Below are 19,356 nucleotides of genomic sequence, written 5' to 3' on the forward strand. Positions count from 1 at the left end.
TACGAGGGCAATCCCCCCTCGACGCTCGCGCGAAAAGGCTCGGCACTATTGCCAGGCGCTTCAGTTCGCCCCGCTTACAGACACCAGTATCGGGCAGTTTGTGCAGACGCGGCTGTCGCAAAGCCGGCAGGTCCGCAGCTTGTGCGTGTCGTCACCGGCATCAGCTTGCAGCAGTTTTTCAAGCAGCCGGGCCAGGTCCTTTTGCTCGTCACCGGACAGGCTGCCGGTCACTGCCTCCAGTGCGGCCAGCCGCTCGCGCAGTATGTTCTCCCGTGCGGCTTGGCCGGCTTCCGTGAGATAAAGCGCAATGCTGCGCTTGTCGTGCTCCGCCGCCTGGCGTCTGACAAGGCCGTCCTCGGCCAGCCTGTCGATCAGGCGCACCGTGCCCGTATGGGTGAGATCCAAAAGCCGGCTCAGTGCGTCATTCGACAAACCCGGCTGGTGGCCGAGCGCGCAAAGCGCCGCCGGTCCTTCTCCGGAGCGGTGGAACTGCCTCGCCAGAACCGTCTTCAGCTCATCGTGCAGACAGAGCACCGCCGCCCCCAGTAAATTCGCAGTCCGCCGTGATTCATCCGTCATACGGGGAATATGTGACTCACACACTTGAATTGGAAGAGATCATTTATATATGTGACTCACACACATATATGGAGAAGCCCAATGACCGTTGACCTTCAGACCAGTGAACCGGCATCGCAGCAATCCGCGCCAGGCCATGGTCCGCACCTGATCGCGGTCGCTGCCGAAGAAACCTTTGCGGGAACCTGGCCGTTTCAAGCCCGTTACAGTTCCGCCGCCGGGAATCCGATGCACTATATCGATGAGGGCAGCGGCCCGGAGACGCTACTGCTGCTGCATGGCGAACCGACCTGGAGCTACCTTTACCGTGCTCAGATTGCTGAATGGTCCCGTGATGCCCGTGTGATTGCCCTTGACCATATGGGATTTGGCAAAAGCGCCACCCCGCAAGACCGCAGCTATTGGCTGCAGGACCATATAGACAATGCGGAACGCTTTGTTTTGGAGCAGGATCTCAGGGATGTGACCCTTGTCATGCATGATTTCGGCGGGCCGGTTGGCATGGGCGTAGCCATCCGGCACCCGGACCGGATCAAACGGATCGTATCGGTCAACGGCCCGACGCCCCTGGGGCAGCCTGATCTTTTGGATCGCTTGATTGCCAATGCCGGTGCTGCTCCCTGGTTTCAGTGGATCATGCAGGCAGAGGAAAAAGGCACCCTGGAAGCGGTGCTCGGCCAGCTCAGCTACAACATCCTGTCGACTCTCAAACTGAATGGGTTTGTCCGCAATGAGCTGATCACCGATACTTGGCTGAATGCTTACCGGGCACCATTTCCCGCACCTGAATTTGCTGCGGGTGCAATCGGCTGGGCCAAAGGCTTTGCCACCGGCAAACATGCGTTCGAAGAGGCGAGCGGCACCGTAAAGTCCGAACTGGCAAAGAAACCTGCTATCGCTATCTGGGGCGAAGCCGACAGGACGCTGCAGGCAGAGCAGTTTCTGCCCCTGTTCCGGCAAGCGTTCCCCGGCGGCCAGGTCAAGACCTTGCCCGAAACCGGCCACTACAGCCCGGAAGACGCGCCGGAGCTAGTATCCGGACTGGTGTCTGAGTTTATTGCAGCCAGCTGAACGGCGGGTGTGCTAACAGCAAGGCTCTGCATCTGCGCCTTCTCCGGCGCGGATGCAGCAGGCGCGGCAACATGCGGGCGCAGGCCAGGCGCAGCACGGGCAGCTATGCCCGCAGTCTGCAGGCCTGCTATCAACCAGAGAACATTCTCAAACATGCTGAAAGTATCCATTTGGCCCCGGCGGAGTGTCCCGCCGGAGCTGGCTGTGGTCATTTGGTGATACGGCCGAGGAAATCCTGCATCTCTGCAGCAATCACATCGCCATATTCCTCAAGCGCAAAGTGGCCTGTGTCCAGCAGATGGAATTCCACGTCGTTTAGATCAGCCTTGTAGGGATGGGCACCGTCCGCCGGAAAGATGTGATCGTTCTTGCCCCATACAATCAGCGCTGGAGGCTGATGCTCTCTGAACAGGGCTTGCCACTTCGGATACTCTGTAACCATGTCGCCACGAAGCTGATCCGTGACACGGCGAGCCCCTACGAGACGCTGGCCAAGCTGCAGGATCGAAGCCGGGATTAGCGGACCGGGGCGGTGCCCCGCCCGAGGCTTGAAATCGCTGACATCTTTCGCGCCCATGGTCCCGCATGGCGGCGGGCCAATGCCGGGCATGTCAGCCTCACCCAGCTCAGGGTGATGTCGGCGATCGAAGCCTGCCGGACCGAGGCGCTCGGCGGGCATGTGGCCGCCTGCGCCAAGTGCGGCCACCGGCACGTCGCGTACAATTCCTGCAAGAACCGGCACTGCCCGAAGTGCCAGGGGCCCGCGGCGCGGGACTGGATGGCGGCGCGGGCCGATGACCTGCTGCCGGTGGAGTATTTCCACGTGGTCTTCACCCTGCCGACGGAGATCGCACGGATCGCCTACTGGAACAAGAAGGCGGTCTACGGCCTGTTGTTCCGAGCGTCAGCCGAGACCGTGGCGACTATCGCCGCCGATCCCCGGCATCTTGGCGCCCGTGTGGGCATGACCTCTGTACTTCATACCTGGGGTTCGGCGCTGACCCACCACCCGCATGTCCACATGATCGTGCCCCCTCCCGGCAGATTGCTGCGCAATCGCCTGCCGGGCAACGGGACGGCGGCCTGTCACCTGACGCTACACGCTGGATCGCCTGCCGCCCTGGCTTCCTTCTGCCCGTGCGCGTCCTGGCCCGGCTGTTCCGGCGCCTTTTCCTGGAAGGGCTGTCGGCGCTGCACAAGGCCGGGCAGCTTCAGTTCTTCGGTGATCTGGAAGGACTGGCCGACCCCGCAGCCTTCGCCGCCTGCCTCGCCCCGCTCCGCAAGACCGAATGGGTCGTCTACGCCAAACCGCCCTTCGGCGGGCCTGAGGCTGTCCTCGCCTATCTCAGCCGGTACACCCACCGCGTGGCGATCTCGAACCATCGCCTTGTCAGCGCCGATGCCGATACTGTGGCGTTCCGATGGAAGGGTTACCGGATCAAGCGCGGCGCACCACTGCCCGGCAGTGCATTGCGCAGCAATGTCACGAGAGGGAGGATGAAGGTGATGCGGCTCAAGACCGGCGAATTCATCCGCCGGTTCCTGCTGCACGTCCTGCCCCCTTTCGGCAGATTTGGCGCGGCCAAATCGCCTGCCGGGCAATGGGCGGCTTTCACCGCATTCGCCACTACGGCCTGCTGGCCGGCGCCACCCGCAAGGCCACCATCGCCCGCATCCGCGGCTTGCTTGTGAAGACCCCGGCCGAACAGGAAACGCAGGAGACTGCTGAGACCGTACCGCTCACCCTGCGCGAGCCGTGCCCTTGCTGCGGCGGCCCGATGCGCATCGTCGAAATCTTCCGGCGCGGGCAAAAACCGATGAGCCGCGCGCCACCCAGGGAGCAGGCCGCATGACGAAACGCCCGTCCACGCCGCGAAGACTGCCCCGGTTCCAATTCGTGCTCCGGAACGCCCCCGGTACGCCCGGTCCTGTGGCTGGCCCGCAATCACCCGGTCAACGGCTCCGCCGGCACACGGAACGCATGATCACACCCCGCTGGACAACCTTTCTAAACCGGCGCTTCCTGCCTGGCTGGCGCTCAGAACCAGCTCTCGCAATCACCCGCAGCATACTTTCCCCATAGACGCCGCCCAGCCTCCCGCAGCTTCCTCCTTGTCAGGTTATTCAACGCGGGCCGGGTTGCACACGAACGCCACCGATGCGCCGCGGCCCGCATCGGTGGCGTTCGCCGCAAGATGAGAACGAGCGGTCCTGTCCCGCTGGGTCCGGATTATGCCATTCGAAGCCCTGTTCGTTTCAGCCCACCTGGCTAACCGCCCTGCGTGCTGCTTCAAGGCCGTCGCTCCCGGTCATCGAACAGCAAACACTCACAAGGGTTCGTGGCTGCTCATAGGACCAGGGCATCTCGCGATGGAGCGTTGCTGTTTGGTCCCACAAAAGAATATCGCCAACCTGCCACTGGTGCGAAAACACAAGGCGGCTGAAAGCGGGCTTTCAGCTGCGCTTCGCCAGCTTGCGGAATTCCCGCGGCAGCTTCCCGAACTGTGCCTTGAAAACCTTGGTCAGGTTGTTTGCGCTGCCGAACCCGGTAGCCGCTGATATTTCAAATAGCGTCAGATCGGTCTGCTCGATCATCTGCTTGGCAACTTCCAAACGGATTCTCCGGTAGTAACGGCCCGGCGACACCGAAAGGTGCGCGGCAAACAACCGCTCGATCTGGCGCAAGGACACGCCGGCTGCCCGGGCAATCTCCTGCAGGGCCAGCGGTTCCTCGATATTGCCGTACATGGCATCAATCGCCAGTTTCAGGTGCGGCGGCGCGTTCCGGATCCGGTGATAATCCACTTTGACTTGGCTCTGGCTGGAATCGCGGGGAAACCCGATCAGCAGCTGGCGGCACACCGCGCCGGCCACGTCCGCGCCGACGGTGTTAACGAGGAATGTCACGGTGAAGTCGAGCGTCGCCGCATGGCCCGAACAGGTGCTGATCTGGCCGTCCAGATGATAGAGGGTCTCGCTCAGCTCCGCGTCCGGATACTTTTCCCGCAAATATGCCAGCCTGCTCCAATGCGGTGTCGCCCGCCCAGCAATCCCGGCCTTCACCAGCAGGCTCATTTCCTCGCCGATAGAGAACAGGCGGACATTGTTCCGGCGGCAGCTGCGGAACAGGCTCAGAAGCTGCTTTTCAAACGCGCCGTTTTTCGCCTCGCCGCAGCAGATGAACATCTGCATCCAGCCCACGCGGCTTCGCCAACCGCTCCTGCAGGCAAGAAAGACCCGTGTCGGATGTGAACAACAGACCGCCTGCGGCCGGAACCGGCGCACCGGTGATCGACACCCGGTGCAGGCGGATACGGTCCGCCCGCTCCACCTGGTTCACGGCCGAGAAAATATCGCAGACCGCGGCTAGGCTGATCTGCGAGAAACCAGGCCCGACCACCAAGCCGACATTCAGGCTCCGGCTGTTGGACGGCTGAAGGGCCGCTGGCATGGCTGTCCGCGCCTGTTTTCCGGTCCAGGACGTCTTTTGCATGTTCATTGCCAGTTTCCCCCTGGGTCAGTGCGCGGCGCCGGGCCCGGGCGGAAGCGGCCGCCAAGCAGACAGTCTGCAGCCGGGCGTCTCCGGCGTGCCGGAACCTGGCCGCGCAAACGGTTTCAGGCCGGGCGGTTCAGCCCTGCCTGTGCATCGGAGCGGCCTGTGAGCCGCTGGTTTCCTGCGGTTTGCCGCCTGCTCCCGGGCGGCACCCAGAAACAGGCGGTTTGTTTTCCCGGCCCGGATCAGCCGTCTTTGCCGAGTTCTTTCACTGCGGCCAGCATCTTGGCGATTTCGGCCTCGGTGTTGTAGTGGCAGAAGGAGATGCGGATGCAGTCCGGCAGCCTCAGCGGATCCAGCACGTTGCCGGAGTAGTGATCGGCCTTGCGGGTGTGGGTGCGGATGCCTTGGACGTTTAGGATCTCGACCACTTCTTCCGAGGCGATGCCGTCCACCACGATGGAAACCAGCCCTTCGCGCGCCCGGTTGTCTGCACCGGCCAGGATTGTGACATGCGCCATGTTGCGCAGGCCGGGCAGGTTGCCGGTGCCGTTGATGGCAGCATTGGTCAGATGAGTCTCATAGGCATGGATGGCGCGGCCTGCCGCTTCGATCCTGCCGCGGCGGGTGGTCTCGGAAGAGACCTCGCCGCCGAGCCATTCGAAATAGTCCACCACGTCCGAAAGAGTCGCGTAGGAACCGGTATCGCGGGTGCCGAACTCCCAGCCGGTGGCGGGCGCGCCGATCAGCATGTCATGCGGCAAGGCACTCAGTTTGTCCGAGATCCAGGCAATGCCGTAGCCGTGGCGCGAGAACACCTTGTAGGGCGAGACCGCATAGCCGTCGACATCGTAAGCCGCCAGATCCAGCTGGCCGTGGGCGGCGTGCTGGATGCCGTCAACGATGATCAGGCAGTCCGGCGCCTCCGCGCGGATCGCCTTCGAGATCGCCGCCGCATCCATGCCCATGCCAGTGACCGGCGAGGCGTGCAGGATGGTGGCCACCGCCACATCCGGGGTCATCAGCGCGGTGTAATCTTCCGCCGTGACCAGGCCGGTCTCGTTGTTGTGGGCAACGTTCACATACTCCAGCCCGGCAATCTCCGCCCAGCGGCGGGCGGCGCTGCGGGTGGCCGGGTGCTCGATCGAGGAGCCGATCACCTTGGTGCCTTTGGGGGCGTTCACACAGGCGGTGCGGATCATCCGGAACAGCAGTTCGGTGCCGCTTTCGCCGGCAAAGAACTTGCCGGACGCGGCGTTCATGAACTCGGCCAGGTCTGCTTTGGCCTTGTTGATTGTGGTCTGGGTGGATTGGCCCGCCGGATTGATGCGGCCCGGGTTGTCGGGGATGGCGGCGTAGAAGGCCGAGGTCTCCGCCACCGATTTCAGCGTCAGCGCGCCGCCTGCGTTTTCAAAGAAGATGCGCTCGCCCTGGAACGGGCAGCTGTCCACATGAGCAAAGCGGCTGCGGATGGCATCGATAAGGGCGGGGTTGTCCTGGATCATGGTCTTGGGTCCTGTCAGAGATCAGAGCGCGCGGCTCACGATGGTACGGCACAGCTCGGCCACCGCAAGATGGCTTTGCCGGGGGAAGCCGTCGACGCTGTCGTCGACGATCCCGTGCGTGGAGTTGATGAGGCCGCTGGCCACCATGGTGTCCAGAAGCAGCGCCTCGCGTTCGGGGGTGTGCAGCAGCTTGGCGTTGCCTGCGCGGGCGGCCATGGCCGCGGCAATGGCAGTGCAGCCCCAGTTGGAGCAGGCGGCGGTGACCAGCACGTCGCAGGTGGTGACGGCGCCGATGCCGCCGCCGCAGCCGCATTGGCAGGTATCGCCGTAAGGCACATGCGCCTTCACATGGTCCACCACCTTGCCCATGCCGATCTCATTGCCGCCGTCGCCGACCGCGACCACGGGGATGCCGCGGGCCAAAGCCTCGTCGAACAGGAAGTCCACCCGCGCCCGGCCCATGCCGTAGTCGATGCCCTTCATCGAGTGGTAGACGCCGTGTTCATTGCGCCCGACCCGCTCGGTCGAGAACAAGAGGTCGGGTTTCAGCTCGTCCAGCAGCTGCACGGCCTGCGCCTGCCCGGCTTCGTTTTCGGTGGCATAAGGCAGCATCACGATGGTGGCAAGGCTCTTGTCCGCGCGCGCAACCCCCGCCTGCTCCAGCGTCACCGGAAACAGTCCCGCCGCCTGGCAGGTGTTGCGGATCGCAGGCAGCAGCGTCTCCTCGCACAGCATCACGCAGGTGGCATTGCGCGCCAGCACCAGGGCCCGGGCTATCGCTGCCGCTCCGGAGGGGCCGTCGTTTTCGCCCAGGTCAGGCGTGATCCAGGCGCGCGACACCGAGCCAGTGGTCAGCACCACGGTGCCGCCTTCGGGCACCGCCATCAGCGCATCCGCCGCGGCGCCCACCAGCGAGCCGCCCTGCAGTTCGCGGGCGACCTCAAACAGATGCTCGACGCCGCGCTCGCCCATGTCGATGTTCACCAGCTGGTCCAGGCGGTTGTCGAGCCGGGTGATCAGGTCTTGGTTTGCCATATCAAGCCTCTCCGAACAGCAGGTTTTCAAACCACGCCGCATCGTCCAGATGCGCCGCGACCTCTTTAAGGGCAGACAACAGGCATTCCGCCACCGCCGCCGCGCCGCCTGCACGGGCGATCGCACCGGAAGTGGGCTTGAGGCGGATCGATACGCGGCCACCGGGCTGGCCATGGGTGTTGACCGTGACGATGCCCTTGTTGCGCAGCATCAGCATGCCGACAGCGGCAGTGACCTCAGCCGGGACCCGCGCGGCGGCGGTTTTGCCCGCCATTTCCAGCAGGGTCTCCATCGCATCCTCTTCGCCGATCTTCGGTCCCAGCGCCGAGCGGCTCACCCGCTCCGAGTCAAGCGCCGCCTCCAGCGCCGCCGCCAGGTCCTGGCCGTCCTGGGCCTCCTGGATCAGCAGATCGGGGGTGAAGCCCTGCAGACTGCGCATGGCGCCAACAGCTACCGGCGCCCGCGCCTCCATGCCCAGCTCGCTGGCCTTGGCCTGCACCGGCACCAGCGCCGCCGGATCGCCGCAGAGGATCCCGGCGCGGGGACCGGAGAGGCCTGCCTTGTCGGCATTGGTAATAGCCAGATCGGCGCCGAACGAGAGCGAGGCAGCGCCACCATGCAGAACGGGGCGGAACCGCGTGCCATAGGCCTCATCCAGTAGCACGGTGCAGCCTGCGCGTTTGGCCATGCGGACTGCGGCGGCGGTCAGTTCATCCTCCAGCACCGCCAGCTCCGAGGTCACGGTAGTGATCACCATCAGCTGCGGCAGATGCGCTGCTAGCAGGCGTTTCACCTCCGGAAGATCAAAGGCCTCGACAACCGGCACCCCGGCCAGTTTGGCCCCGCGGGTTACAGATGCGTGTGAACGGTCGCCTGCCGGAACCAGCGACAGCACAGGACGGTCCTGAGCATGTGCCAGCACTGTGGCCACGATGCCGGCGCTGGTTCGGTTGACCACCGCCGCCGCCTCATCACCGTCGCCGCCCATATGGGCAATGGCAGCCTGGCGCAGTTCCTCACCAAAGAGGCCCGGTCCGACCCATTCCTCGCAATTGACGCTCAGGTCCTCGGGTGAGGCCGGATAGAACCGCAGATTGCCGGTGCAGATGGCGATCTTTTCGATCCCCTCGCGTTCAACGAAGCCCGCCGCGACCCGGCCCGCCTGGACCAGCCGCCGCACCTCATCCGCCGAGCCCTGCAGCAGCCCCCCCCGGGCATAGCCCACGCCCGGGTCGATGGCATTGCCGAAACGGTCGGTGCTCATGCCTCCGCCTCGATATTGATGGTGACGCATTTGCGGTAGGTATAAGCCTCCAGCGCGCCCTCGATTGCGTATTCGCTGCCCATGCCCGATTGCTTGGTGCCGCCGTAGGACATGCCCGGGATCTGGCCGCCGCCCTGGTTCACCTGGACCCAACCCGCATCGATGGCGCGGGTCAGGCGGGTGATCCGGCTGACGTCATGGGTAAACAGGAAGGCCGCCAGCCCGTAATGGGTGTCATTGGCCATCGCGATGACTTCTTCTTCGGTCTCAAAGGGGATTGCAACCATGACAGGGCCGAAGACTTCTTCCCGCGCGATGCGCCAGGTATTATCGACACCGGTGATGATGGTCGGGTTGGGGCAGAAGCCCGCCGGATCCTCGGCCGGGGTCTCCCCGATCAGGAACTCAGCGCCCTGCGCCTCGGCTTCAGCCACAAAGCCGCGGATCTCACCATAGCGCTCTGCATTGACCACCGCGCCCATGTCCGCATCCGGGTCCAGCGCATCGCCTACTTTCAGGGCTGCGGATTTCTCCGCCACCTTCGGCATCAGCTCATCCCAGATGTCCTTATGCACGAACAGGCGCGAGCCGGCCGTGCAGCTCTGGCCCTGGCGGGCAAAACGCATGGCATTGGCCACCTGCTGGGCACAGCTGTCCAGCCGGCCTCCGGCGATGGCGTCAGGGAAGACGATGGTGGGGGATTTGCCGCCCAGCTCCAGCGTCAGGTTGGCGACGCGCTCCGCCGTCACCTTGCCGATCAGCTTGCCGACCTCGGACGAGCCGGTGAACGAGACCTTGTCGACCCCGGGATGCGCCACCAGCGCCGCCCCTGCCTCCTCGCCCAGGCCGGTGACAACGTTGAACACGCCCCGGGGGAACAGCCCGTCGGCCAGCTCGGCCAGCTTCAGGATCGCCAGCGGCGCATCCTCGGCCGGTTTCAGCACCAGGCAATTGCCGGTCGCCAGCGCCATCGAGATCTTCACCGCGCCCAGCTGCAGCGGCGAGTTCCAGGGGATGATCGAGCCTACGACGCCATGCGGTTCGCGGGTCGAGTAGCTCAGGATGCCTGGGCCCAGCGGCAGGGTCTCGCCCTTCTGCTCCACGGCCACACCGCCGTAGTACTTCAGCACGCCCGCAGCCCCCATCGCCTCGCCGCGCGACTGGGTCTTGATCGCGTTGCCGCTCTCGGCGGCTAGCACGCGGGCCACCTCCTCGGCGTTCTCCTCAAGCCGGCGGCCGAGTTCCGCGAGCAGCTTGCCCCGCTCGCTCGCAGCCAGGGAGCGCCACGCAGGCAGAGCGGCCCGAGCTGCGCCGACGGCCAAATCCACCTCGGCGGATGTGCCGCGCCCGACCTCGCAGATCTGCGTCCGGCGGGAGGGGTTCTCGATGACCAGCTTGCCGCCGTTCGCAGGCCAGTGCCAGGCCCCGTTGATATAGCTTCCGGCCAGCCCAGTCCCGGGCAGTTTCGGTTCTAGAAGAGTTGCCATCCCTGTTCTCCTTGGCGAGATCGGTATTCAGAAAAGTCTGGCGCGCCGCTCCGGGGGGAGCCGGAGCGACGCAGGGTCCGGATGAGAGCGGATCCGGACCAGAAAAGTCTCAGAGCTTGGCCTTAACCACGGTCCAGGCGTCGTCCAGCGCACCCTTGAACCGCTCAGTGGCAATCTCGATTTCGTCCTCACTAATGATCAGCGGCGGCATGAAGCTCATCCGGTCGCCGATGGCGCGCAGGTACAGCCCGCGATCATGGGCGAAGTTCTGCACCAACTCGCCGACTTTCCAGGACGGATCAAACGGTTCGCGCGCCTTGGCATCCTTCATCAGCTCAAAGCCGCAGAACAACCCAACGCCGCGCACCTCGGCCACTAGCGGATGATCCGCCATCGCGTGACACTTGGTCAGGAACTTCTCGCTCACCATGCGTACATGGCCGACCAGGTCGATCTCGTCGTAGATATCCAGCGCCTCGAGCGACACTGCCGCACCGACCGGATGGCCTGCATAGGTATAGCCATGGCCGAACACGCCGACCTCGTCGGAGTTCTTCATCATGTCCGCATACATATCGTCCTTGAACATCAGGGCTGAGACCGGGAAGAAGGCCGCCGACAGCGCCTTGGCGCAGGTCACCATGTCGGGCTTCATGCCCCAGGTCTCGGATCCCCACATGTTGCCGGTACGCCCGAAGCCGCAGACCACCTCGTCGGCCAACAGCTTAATGTCGTATTTGCGCAGGACTGCCTGCATTTGCTCCCAGTAGCCTTCCGGAGGCATCAGCGTACCTCCTCCCGAGATCGCCGGCTCGGCAAAAAAGGCGGCAATGGTTTCCGGGCCTTCCGACAAGATCAGCTCTTCGAGCTTGGCCGCCATGCGGGCCGAGAATTCCTGCTCACTTTCGCCTTCGATGTGGAAGCGGTAGTAGTTCGGCAGTTCGGTGTGCTTGAACTCCGGCAGCGGCAGGCCGAATTTGGCGTGCATATGCGGCTGGCCGGACAGCGACACGGTTGCAATGGTATTGCCGTGATAGCCGCGCACCCGGCCAACCACCTTGCGGCGGTTCGGCTCGCCCTTGGCGGTGTTGGTGTACCACAAAAGCTTGATCGCGGTGTCGTTCGCTTCCGAGCCCGAGCACTGAAACATCGCCCGGGTCATCCCATTGGGCGCCATTGCGGTTAGCCGCTCACCCAGCTCCGCCACCTTGGGATGCGAGCGGTTGTAGAAGGTAGGCGCAAATGGCAGCGTGTTCATCTGCCGCATGGCGGCGCCGGCCAAGCGCTCGTTGTGGTAGCCCAAGCTTACGCAGCCCAAGCCCGAGAAACCATCGATGATCTCGCGCCCTTCGCTGTCATAGATAAACACACCCTTGCCGTGGGTGATCATGGTCGGCCCATTCTCGGAATGCTGACGCAGGTTCGACTGCGGATGCACGTGGTGGGCTTTGTCCTGCTCGATCGAGCGTTTCGCGTCGGCGTTCATGTCTGGCTCCAATGGAATTCTTAGAGGCGATTTCACATTCATCTTGACTGAAGTTCAATCTCGAAGTTTTCTCACTTTCGTGAAATTGATTCAGGTTAAAACCTATGAAACCACTCCTCGACCTGCGCCATCTGCAGCTGATTCAGGCCGTTATTCAGACCGGGAGAATCACTGATGCGGCCAAGATGCTGGGTGTCACCCCTTCTGCTCTGTCCCACCGTCTTCGCGAAGCAGAGCGCCGCCTGGACGTGCCACTGTTCACACGGATGCATAAGAAACTCCGAAGAACTCCCGCCGCGGACTACATGGCAGTTGTAGCGGAACGCATTCTCTCCGACCTCAGTCGCGCCGAAGAGGACGTGCGCCGCATGAATGCCAACGTCCAGCATGTGGTGCGGCTGTCAGTGGAGGCCTACAGCAACTACCGCTGGTTGCCCGCGTTCATCAAGTTCCTGAAATCCCGCACCGAAGGCATCGACTTGCAGATCATGGCCGGAGCCAGCAGTGACCCGCTGAACGGAGTGCTAAACCGCCACATTGATATCGCGGTCATGTCAGGCACGGTCGCCCAGGCAGGCCTGCGCAGCCTGCCCCTGTTTGAAGACCCTCTGCTTTATATCATGTCCCCTGGCCATCGGCTCTCTGGCCGGGAGTATGTCGAAGGCACCGACATCGTCGGAGAACCCTTCATCACCTACACCAAAGTGCCGGAGCCCGACCGCGAGTTTGCCCGCCTGTTTCGTCCCACTGACAGTTACCCGAAATGGGCGGCAACGGTGGAACTTCCCGAAGCCATCGTCGAACTGGTCGCATCCGATCTTGGCACCAGTGTCCTGTCGAGCTGGGCTTTGCAATCAGCCCTCAACGAAGGCCGGATCGTTGGTGCGCGGGTGACACAGGACGGCATCTCGGTACCCTGGTGTGCTGCCATCCGGGCCGAGGATATGGAAGAAGGCGATCCGATCTATCAGGTTGCCCAGCTTCTCTCCGAGTGGTGCAGTCTGCCGGATGCAGGGTTCCATGTTGTATAACTGAAAAGGGCGGCTTTTGCCGCCCTTCCGATGCGCTGGTCAGTTCCGCACCCGTGTCATTGCCGGGTCATAAAGCGGGCGGGTGCTGGCAACCGCTTTGACCGCGCGGCCGTTCACCATCACCTCATAGCTGCTGTCCGTCAGATCTTTCAGGGTCATTCCCTCTTCCCTGGCCACATAGCCCAGGCCGACGGCGCCGCCTACAGTCCAGCCATAGGACGCCGAAGTCAGCCGCCCCACGATCTCCCCATCGCGCAGAATTGGCTCCTTGCCAAAGATCAGCTCCCCGGGGTCCTCCAGTTTGAAACTCAGCAGGCGGCTGGCAGTGCCCTCGGCACGCTTGGCTTTGATCGCCGCCTTGCCTGTGAACTCCGTTGCAAGGTCGCAAGCAAAGACCAGACCGCTTTCAACTGGGCTGTCATGCGGGCCGATGTCATGGCCCCAGTGGCGGAAGCCCTTCTCGATCCGGCAGCTGTCCACTGCCATGCCGCCGCAAAGCCGCGGGGCATTTTCGGCTGCTATGACGGCTTCAAAGACCGCTTGCGCAAACTCGGCCGGAACATGCAGCTCCCAGCCCAGCTCGCCCACATAGGTGATCCGCTGCGCCCGCACCGGACAATGGCCCAGATGCAGATTCTGGAAACTGCCGAACGGGAAAGCCTCATTCGACAGGTCCGCGCCGGTCAAACCTTGCAGGAACGCCCGCGCGCGCGGTCCCATGACGGCCAGGGTTGCCTCGGAGGCGGTCACATTGACCACACTGACGCCGGTGCCCTCCAGCTGGGTCTTCAGCCAGCTTTCGGTCTGCGGCTCGGCCCCCGCAGACGCCATCACCATGAACCGACTGTCCGAGAGCCGCGCAACGGTGACATCCGCCTCGATCCCGCCCTGTTCGTTGAACATGTGGTTATAGACCAGCGTGCCCGGTTCAACCGCCATATTGGCACCGCACAGGCGCTGCATCTGCGCCGCGGCTGCTGCGCCATCAACAATGAACCGGCCAAAGGTCAGGTCGATCATGCCGAGATCATTGCGCAAAGCCTCATGCTCGGCCTTCCAGTCGTCAAACCACGGCTCGCGCCCAAACCCGTCGGTCATCTCGCGGCCATAGTACAGCGGCCGCTCCCAGCCGTTGGCACTGCCGAACTGGGCGCCGGCCGCCTTCAGGTGGCCGTAGTAAGGCGTGCGCCGCAGACCGCGGGCCTCAGTCTTGCGCAGATAGGGCCAGTGCATCGCATAGGCATGGCCCAGCGTTTCCGCCGCCTTGGTTGCCGTATAGCTGCGCGCATTCAGCGCCGGCACAATCCGCCGGGAGTCCACGTCGGTCAGGTCCATGGTCATATGCCCGGCCATGATCCATTCCGCCAGCGCCTTGCCCGCGCCCGGCCCGTTCTGGATACCCGTCGAGTTGAACCCCGCCGCCACCCACAGGTCTTTCACATCGGTGATCGGCCCCAGATAGTGCTTGGCGTCCGGGGTAAAGCATTCCGGCCCGTTGAAGAACTTGCGGATGCCCGACTCCGCCAGCGCCGGAACCCGCTCCATCGCCGCTTCTAGCACCGGATAGAGATGCTCCTCGTCGCAAGGCAGTTCGTCGAACTCAAAGCTCTCCGGCAAGCCGCCCTCCGGCAGCCAGGGCGTGGCGTTCGGCTCGGAACAGCCGATCAGCAGCTTGCCTGCGTCCTCCTTGTAGTAGGCGTATTCATCCATCACCCGCAACACCGGCAGATCGCCGGTGACGCCTTCGATAGGATCGGTCACCACATAGTAGTGGTTGGTGTAGTGCAGCGGCACCTGGACGCCGTGAGACAGTCCGAACTCGCGCGCCCACATGCCGGTCGCATTGACCACATGCTCTGCCCGCACCAGCCCTTCAGCGGTTTCCACGCCAATGGCACGGCCGCCCTCGATCACCACACGCTCGACCTTAGTGTCCTCAAAGATCTGCGCGCCATTCGTCCGCGCGCCTTTGGCCAGCGCCATGGTGGTGTCGATCGGGTTGGTATAGCCGTCTCCCGGGAACCAGAATGCGCCCCTGGCGTCATGGGCGGAGAGCAGCGGCCAGCGCTCCAGCGCCTCGCCCACGCTGATCTCTTTCGCCCGGATGCCGCAGCCGTGGGCGTAATCCACTTTGCGCCGCAACTCCTCCATCCGTGCATCGGTCAGCGCCAGAGTCATTGAGCCGTTGCGCTTGAAGCCAGTGTTCTGGCCGGTTTCGTCTTCCAAGGCCTCCATCAGGTCGAGGCCGTATTTGGCCAGCGCCGTCATTACCGGCACGCCCTGGGTTTCCGACACCAGACCGGCGGCGTGCCAGGTTGTTCCGCTCGTCAGTTTCTTGCGCTCAAACAGCGCAACTGCCCCACCCGCTTTTGCTAGGTGGTAGGCCGTTGCACATCCGGCGATACCGCCGCCGATGATGGCGACCTGAACGTCCTGAGGAAGAGTCTTTGCCATGTCCTTAGCCCCGCAGCCGGTCGTTTTCGGGATCATAGAACGGCACCGTGGCAACGGTGGCCTTGACCGGCTGGCCCAGCACTTCGATGTCAAAGACATCGCCCGACTGCGCCTCAACGGTCAGATATCCCAGCGCGATGCGCTTGCCGATGCGGAAGCCGGTACCGCCGGAGCTGACATAGCCCACCGGCGTGCCATCGCGGCAGATCGGGTCCGAGGACAGCGCATCCGCGCCATGGCCTTCCAGTACAAAGGCGGTGAAGTGGTAGTCCTTCGCCTGCTCTGCCTGCGCCATGAAGGCATCGCGGCCAACAAAGCTGTCTTTCTTCTTGCTCACAAACCGGTCAAGGCCCGCATCAAAGGCCGTGTATTCGATGCCAAAATCCGAACCCCAGCCGTGATAACCTTTCTCGATACGCATGGCGTTCAGGGCATAAGAGCCGAACTCCACTATGCCCTTGTCCGCGCCCTGCTCCATGATGGCGCTGTAGACAGCAACCAGATCGGTTGAGCGCATGTGCAGCTCCCAGCCCAGCTCGCCCACATAAGAGACCCGCAGCGCAATCACTGTTGCACCGGCGATGGTGATCTCGCGCACGGACATCCAAGGTGCAGCTTCTTTCGACAGATCGCCCTGAGTCAGCGGCTGCAGCACGGCGCGGGATTTCGACCCCATCACCATCAGCGCCGCATCAAACTCCGAGCCGCGCGTGAGGCTTACGCCCTCTTCCGGCAGGAATTGCGACATCCAGTCGTGGTCGCGCTGATCCGCCAGGGTCGGGCCGCACAGCAGGTATTTGTTCTCCGCCAGCCGGACGATGGTGGCCTCGGACCAGACCTTGCCCTTGGGCGTCAGCATGTAACTGAGCTTGACCCGCCCCACCGCGGGCATCGCACCGCAGAACACATGGTTCAGGAACTCGGTTGCCTTGGGGCCTTCGACCTCGTAGCGGGTAAAGCCGCCGTGATCCATCACGCCCACATTGTCGCGCACGCCCTCGCATTCGGCTTTCACCGCATCATGCCAGGCTTCGTGATGGAAGCTCAGCTCGCCATCGTCCTTGACCGCATCGGTTTCAAACCAGAACGCCCGCTCCCAGCCGGCCACCTGGCCGAACACCGCACCCTTCTCTTTCAGCGTGTCATAGAGCGGGGTCACCTGCACCGGACGCCCCGATTTCCACAGGCGGTGCGGATAGGGGATCGCATATTGGTTCTCATAAAGCTCGCTGGAGCGTTTCACCGTGTAGTCAAAGGTTGCCCATTCCTCGCCGAAGCGGCGCGGATCCCAGAACGACATATCCCATTCGGTCTCACCTTCGGTGATCCATTCGGTCAGCGTCTTTGCCGCCGCCGCCGAATGGGTGATCCCCACCGGGAAGCAGCAGGCATGGTAGAAGTTCGGCAGGCCGAACGCCGGGCCGCACAACGGCGCGCCATCGGGGCTGTAGGGGATCGGCCCGTTCACAAAGCGGCTGACCCCGGCCTCGCCCAGGAGCGGCACATGCTCCAACGCTGCCTCCAGAATCTCGGCAATGTCATCGACGCTGTCGGGATAGAGCTGGTTGGCAAAGCAGTCCGGCATCCCGTCCAGCCAGGCCGGGCGGCCTTCGTGGCCGTAGGAGCCCAGCAAGAACCCGTTCCGCTCGCGGCGCAGATAGTACATGATGTCCGGATCGCGGACGAGCGGGAAGTTCTCGGGATTTGCTTCCAGCTCGGGCAGGCTGTCGGTGACCAGATACTGGTGCTCCAGCGTCACGACGGGCAGCTTTTGTCCGATCATCTCACCCACCACACGGCCATAGTAGCCGCCGGCGTTGATCACGATGTCACAGAGCACATTGCCCTTGTCGGTCACAACTTCCCATTCGCCCGAGGGGCGGCGGCTGATGCCGGTGACCTGAGTGAAACGGGCAATTTCCGCTCCCAGATCACGCGATCCTTTGGCCAGCGCCTGGGTCAGCTGCGAGGGGTCCACGTCCCCCTCATAGGGGTCATAGATGCCGCCGATGATGCTGTCGCCTGAGCTGAAATAGGGATGCATGTCGTCCATTTCGGAGGGCGTCAGCATCGCCATGTCATAGCCCAGGCCCTTGGAAATCCCCGCCAGGTGCTGGAACAAGTCCATCCGCTCTTGCGTATGCGCGGGCCAGAAGGCGCCAGTGTGGCGGTAGGTGATCGGGTAATCCACCTCCTCCGCCAGGTCCTTGTAGAGGCGCCAGGCATAGTTGCCCGCCCGCATGCCGCCCCAGCTGTTGGCATAGGTCGGGATATTGCCCGCCGCATGCCAGGTCGAGCCCGAGGTCAGCTCGTTCTTCTCGATCAAGAGCGTATCGGTCACGCCCGCCTTGGCCAGGTGGTAAAGGGTCGAGACGCCAACGGCGCCGCCGCCGATGATCACAACTTTGGCATGAGTTTTCATGGTCTTATACTTTCAGAATCTCGGGCAGGTGAATGGGAAGGCGAGCGCGGATCGCGGCCTCGGCCGCCGCAGGCAGATGGTCCGGTGCGGGCATGGCTTCGATTTCGGCAACCCGGGCAATGGCCCGATCCCAGACCGTGAGGCCACCGCATTCCAGCCAGTCGCTGACGCTTTGGCGGTCTCCGAGGGAGGGGTACACATACTCCTTGGTCATCAGATCCAGCGTCTGCGCGGTTCCCAGGTAATGGCCCTCGCCGGTCACCACCTGCTCCATCATTTCGAGGTCAATGGCGCTGTCGAACATCTCCACCCCGCGCACCGAGCGCAGGATGGCGCCGCACATGTCGTTGTCGATCACCAGCGCTTCCTTACTGGCCGCCATGATCGAGCCCAGCATGCCCACCGACAGGTTGATCATGTCGGCCCCGCCCTGGGCCGCCAGCGCTATGGTATAGCCTTTCTCGTAGCCCGATTGCGCATCCGCGGTCTTGGCGTCAGTCATACCCGCCGAAACGGTGGACGGCAGGCCCAGGTTCAAAAGCAGCTGCGCCGCGGCCCCATTGGCCACCGCCGCCTCGCCCGAGCCGCCGGTCATCGCGCCGGTGCGCAGGTCAGAGATGAAGGGCAGGAAGGCCAGAATGCAGGGGAAGCCCGGCTGCATCATGTTGACCAGCACTAGGCCGGCCAGCGATTCCGCCAGGCCCTGCGCCAAAGCACCCGCCAGCGCCGCCGGGCTGGTGGCACCCGCTTGCGCCGCCGAACAGATCTGCAGAGGCATTCCCAGCCGCACGCATTCCCGCATCACGCCGCAGGCTTCCTCAGCCAGGGTCAGCGGCGGCACGACATGGCAGATCGAGGCAAAGCAGAACGGCTGTGCCCGAAACGCGCCCTCCCCGCCAAGCGCCTCGTCGAACATTCCGATCACCGGCGCCACATTGTCCGGCTCAAAGAAGCTGGTGCCGATCGGCTTCGAGGTCGCCTTCATCGCCGCAAATGCGGTGTTGATGTCCAGCGTCAGCGGATCCTCAAGATCGCGGGCCACAACCGGGCGCAGGCTGTAATGGATGCTGTCGCAGGCATCGACAATGCGCATCAGCCCGTACAGATCCTGCAGCGTGGATTCACGAAAGGTCTGGGTGTCTGCATCCAGCACCTGCACAGCCGCACCACCGGTGCCGATATGCACCCGGCCGCCTCCGACTTCGATTCCCCGGTCGCGTTTGAAACCCGGCAGTTCGACCCGCTTGCAGGCCTTGGCAATCATGTCCTCGACCAGCGCCCGCGGGAAGGTGATCCGCCCGTCCGCCCGCGCGACAGCCCCGTTTTCCAAGGCGAGTTCGCGAATATCTTCAGGGGCTTGCGACACACCGATCCGGTCCAGAATCTCAAAAGCCGTGTCGGTGATATACGCAAGCTTGCTGTCATCCAGCGGCATAAAGCGGCCGCCCGCAGGCGGTTGGGTCAGCTGTGGCGCAGAGGGGTTGGCTCCCCGTTTAGATCGTGTTCGCCGCATTTGCGCATCCTCATTG

At 63.6% G+C, this 19,356-nt stretch carries 15 protein-coding genes and 1 pseudogene; 3 read left to right on the forward strand and 13 right to left on the reverse strand.

From position 1 onward, the window contains the following. Positions 1 to 60 precede the first annotated feature (60 nt). Positions 61 to 534 (reverse strand): MarR family winged helix-turn-helix transcriptional regulator, encoded by a 474-nt coding sequence (locus AQUI_RS0105065; protein WP_211235995.1) that lies wholly within the window; start codon positions 532 to 534, stop codon positions 61 to 63. 126 nt (positions 535 to 660) lie between these two features. Between AQUI_RS0105065 and AQUI_RS0105070 the strand changes: the two genes are divergently transcribed. Then, a complete protein-coding gene (locus AQUI_RS0105070; RefSeq protein ID WP_084294288.1) occupies positions 661 to 1,650 on the forward strand; it encodes an alpha/beta fold hydrolase in 990 nt (329 codons plus the stop codon). A 208-nt stretch (positions 1,651 to 1,858) separates the two neighbouring features. Here AQUI_RS0105070 and AQUI_RS31815 read toward each other — a convergent pair whose 3' ends face one another. Then, complete coding sequence (locus AQUI_RS31815) at positions 1,859 to 2,227, reverse strand: alpha/beta fold hydrolase (RefSeq protein ID WP_245596862.1); 369 nt, start codon at positions 2,225 to 2,227, stop codon at positions 1,859 to 1,861. Between AQUI_RS31815 and AQUI_RS27235 the strand changes: the two are divergent. Further along, positions 2,183 to 3,503, forward strand: a pseudogene (locus AQUI_RS27235) (IS91 family transposase). The gene AQUI_RS31815 and the pseudogene AQUI_RS27235 overlap by 45 nt on opposite strands. Positions 3,504 to 3,906: 403 nt before the next feature. Here the strand turns inward: AQUI_RS27235 and AQUI_RS32425 are convergent. The 8 genes from AQUI_RS32425 to AQUI_RS0105125 form a co-directional block, all read right to left on the reverse strand. Next, positions 3,907 to 4,083 (reverse strand): TauD/TfdA family dioxygenase, encoded by a 177-nt coding sequence (locus AQUI_RS32425; RefSeq protein ID WP_084294290.1) that lies wholly within the window; start codon positions 4,081 to 4,083, stop codon positions 3,907 to 3,909. A gap of 21 nt (positions 4,084 to 4,104) precedes the next feature. Next, the gene (locus AQUI_RS0105090) at positions 4,105 to 4,842 is read right to left on the reverse strand and encodes a GlxA family transcriptional regulator (protein WP_084294292.1); all 738 of its coding nucleotides are present in this window, start codon (positions 4,840 to 4,842) and stop codon (positions 4,105 to 4,107) included. Further along, positions 4,796 to 5,149: a helix-turn-helix domain-containing protein gene (locus AQUI_RS0105095; RefSeq protein ID WP_156916778.1), complete on the reverse strand. Its 354-nt coding sequence runs from the start codon at positions 5,147 to 5,149 to the stop codon at positions 4,796 to 4,798. Before AQUI_RS0105095 ends, AQUI_RS0105090 begins: the two co-directional genes overlap by 47 nt. 239 nt (positions 5,150 to 5,388) lie before the next feature. Beyond that, the gene (locus tag AQUI_RS0105105) at positions 5,389 to 6,648 is read right to left on the reverse strand and encodes an aminotransferase class V-fold PLP-dependent enzyme (RefSeq protein ID WP_027256548.1); all 1,260 of its coding nucleotides are present in this window, start codon (positions 6,646 to 6,648) and stop codon (positions 5,389 to 5,391) included. Positions 6,649 to 6,669: 21 nt separating this feature from the next. Beyond that, complete coding sequence (locus tag AQUI_RS0105110; protein WP_027256549.1) at positions 6,670 to 7,683, reverse strand: glutamate cyclase domain-containing protein; 1,014 nt, start codon at positions 7,681 to 7,683, stop codon at positions 6,670 to 6,672. Position 7,684: 1 nt separating this feature from the next. Beyond that, the gene (locus AQUI_RS27240; protein ID WP_035919808.1) at positions 7,685 to 8,947 is read right to left on the reverse strand and encodes a PLP-dependent aminotransferase family protein; all 1,263 of its coding nucleotides are present in this window, start codon (positions 8,945 to 8,947) and stop codon (positions 7,685 to 7,687) included. Then, complete coding sequence (locus tag AQUI_RS0105120) at positions 8,944 to 10,434, reverse strand: aldehyde dehydrogenase family protein (RefSeq protein ID WP_027256550.1); 1,491 nt, start codon at positions 10,432 to 10,434, stop codon at positions 8,944 to 8,946. Before AQUI_RS0105120 ends, AQUI_RS27240 begins: the two co-directional genes overlap by 4 nt. A 109-nt stretch (positions 10,435 to 10,543) precedes the next feature. After that, on the reverse strand, positions 10,544 to 11,920 hold the full coding sequence (locus tag AQUI_RS0105125) for an aminotransferase (RefSeq protein WP_027256551.1): 1,377 nt from the start codon (positions 11,918 to 11,920) through the stop codon (positions 10,544 to 10,546). Between the two features lie 104 nt (positions 11,921 to 12,024). On the opposite strand from AQUI_RS0105125, the gene AQUI_RS0105135 reads away from it, so the two are divergent. Next, positions 12,025 to 12,951 carry a LysR family transcriptional regulator gene (locus AQUI_RS0105135; protein WP_084294294.1) on the forward strand — a complete coding sequence of 309 codons (927 nt, stop codon included), beginning with the start codon at positions 12,025 to 12,027 and terminating at the stop codon, positions 12,949 to 12,951. Positions 12,952 to 12,990: 39 nt separating this feature from the next. Here the strand turns inward: AQUI_RS0105135 and AQUI_RS0105140 are convergent, their stop codons facing one another. From AQUI_RS0105140 to AQUI_RS27245, 3 genes are read right to left on the reverse strand one after another with little or no spacing between them, the layout of a single operon-like run. Next, positions 12,991 to 15,405: a GcvT family protein gene (locus AQUI_RS0105140; protein ID WP_027256554.1), complete on the reverse strand. Its 2,415-nt coding sequence runs from the start codon at positions 15,403 to 15,405 to the stop codon at positions 12,991 to 12,993. 4 nt (positions 15,406 to 15,409) lie between these two features. Next, the gene (locus AQUI_RS0105145) at positions 15,410 to 17,827 is read right to left on the reverse strand and encodes a GcvT family protein (protein WP_027256555.1); all 2,418 of its coding nucleotides are present in this window, start codon (positions 17,825 to 17,827) and stop codon (positions 15,410 to 15,412) included. Positions 17,828 to 17,831: 4 nt separating this feature from the next. Then, entirely contained in the window at positions 17,832 to 19,340 is a 1,509-nt protein-coding gene (locus tag AQUI_RS27245) for a trimethylamine methyltransferase family protein (RefSeq protein ID WP_084294296.1), read from the reverse strand. Positions 19,341 to 19,356 lie beyond the last annotated feature (16 nt).

Source organism: Leisingera aquimarina DSM 24565 (genome assembly GCF_000473165.1).
Classification (GTDB): Bacteria; Pseudomonadota; Alphaproteobacteria; order Rhodobacterales; family Rhodobacteraceae; genus Leisingera; species Leisingera aquimarina.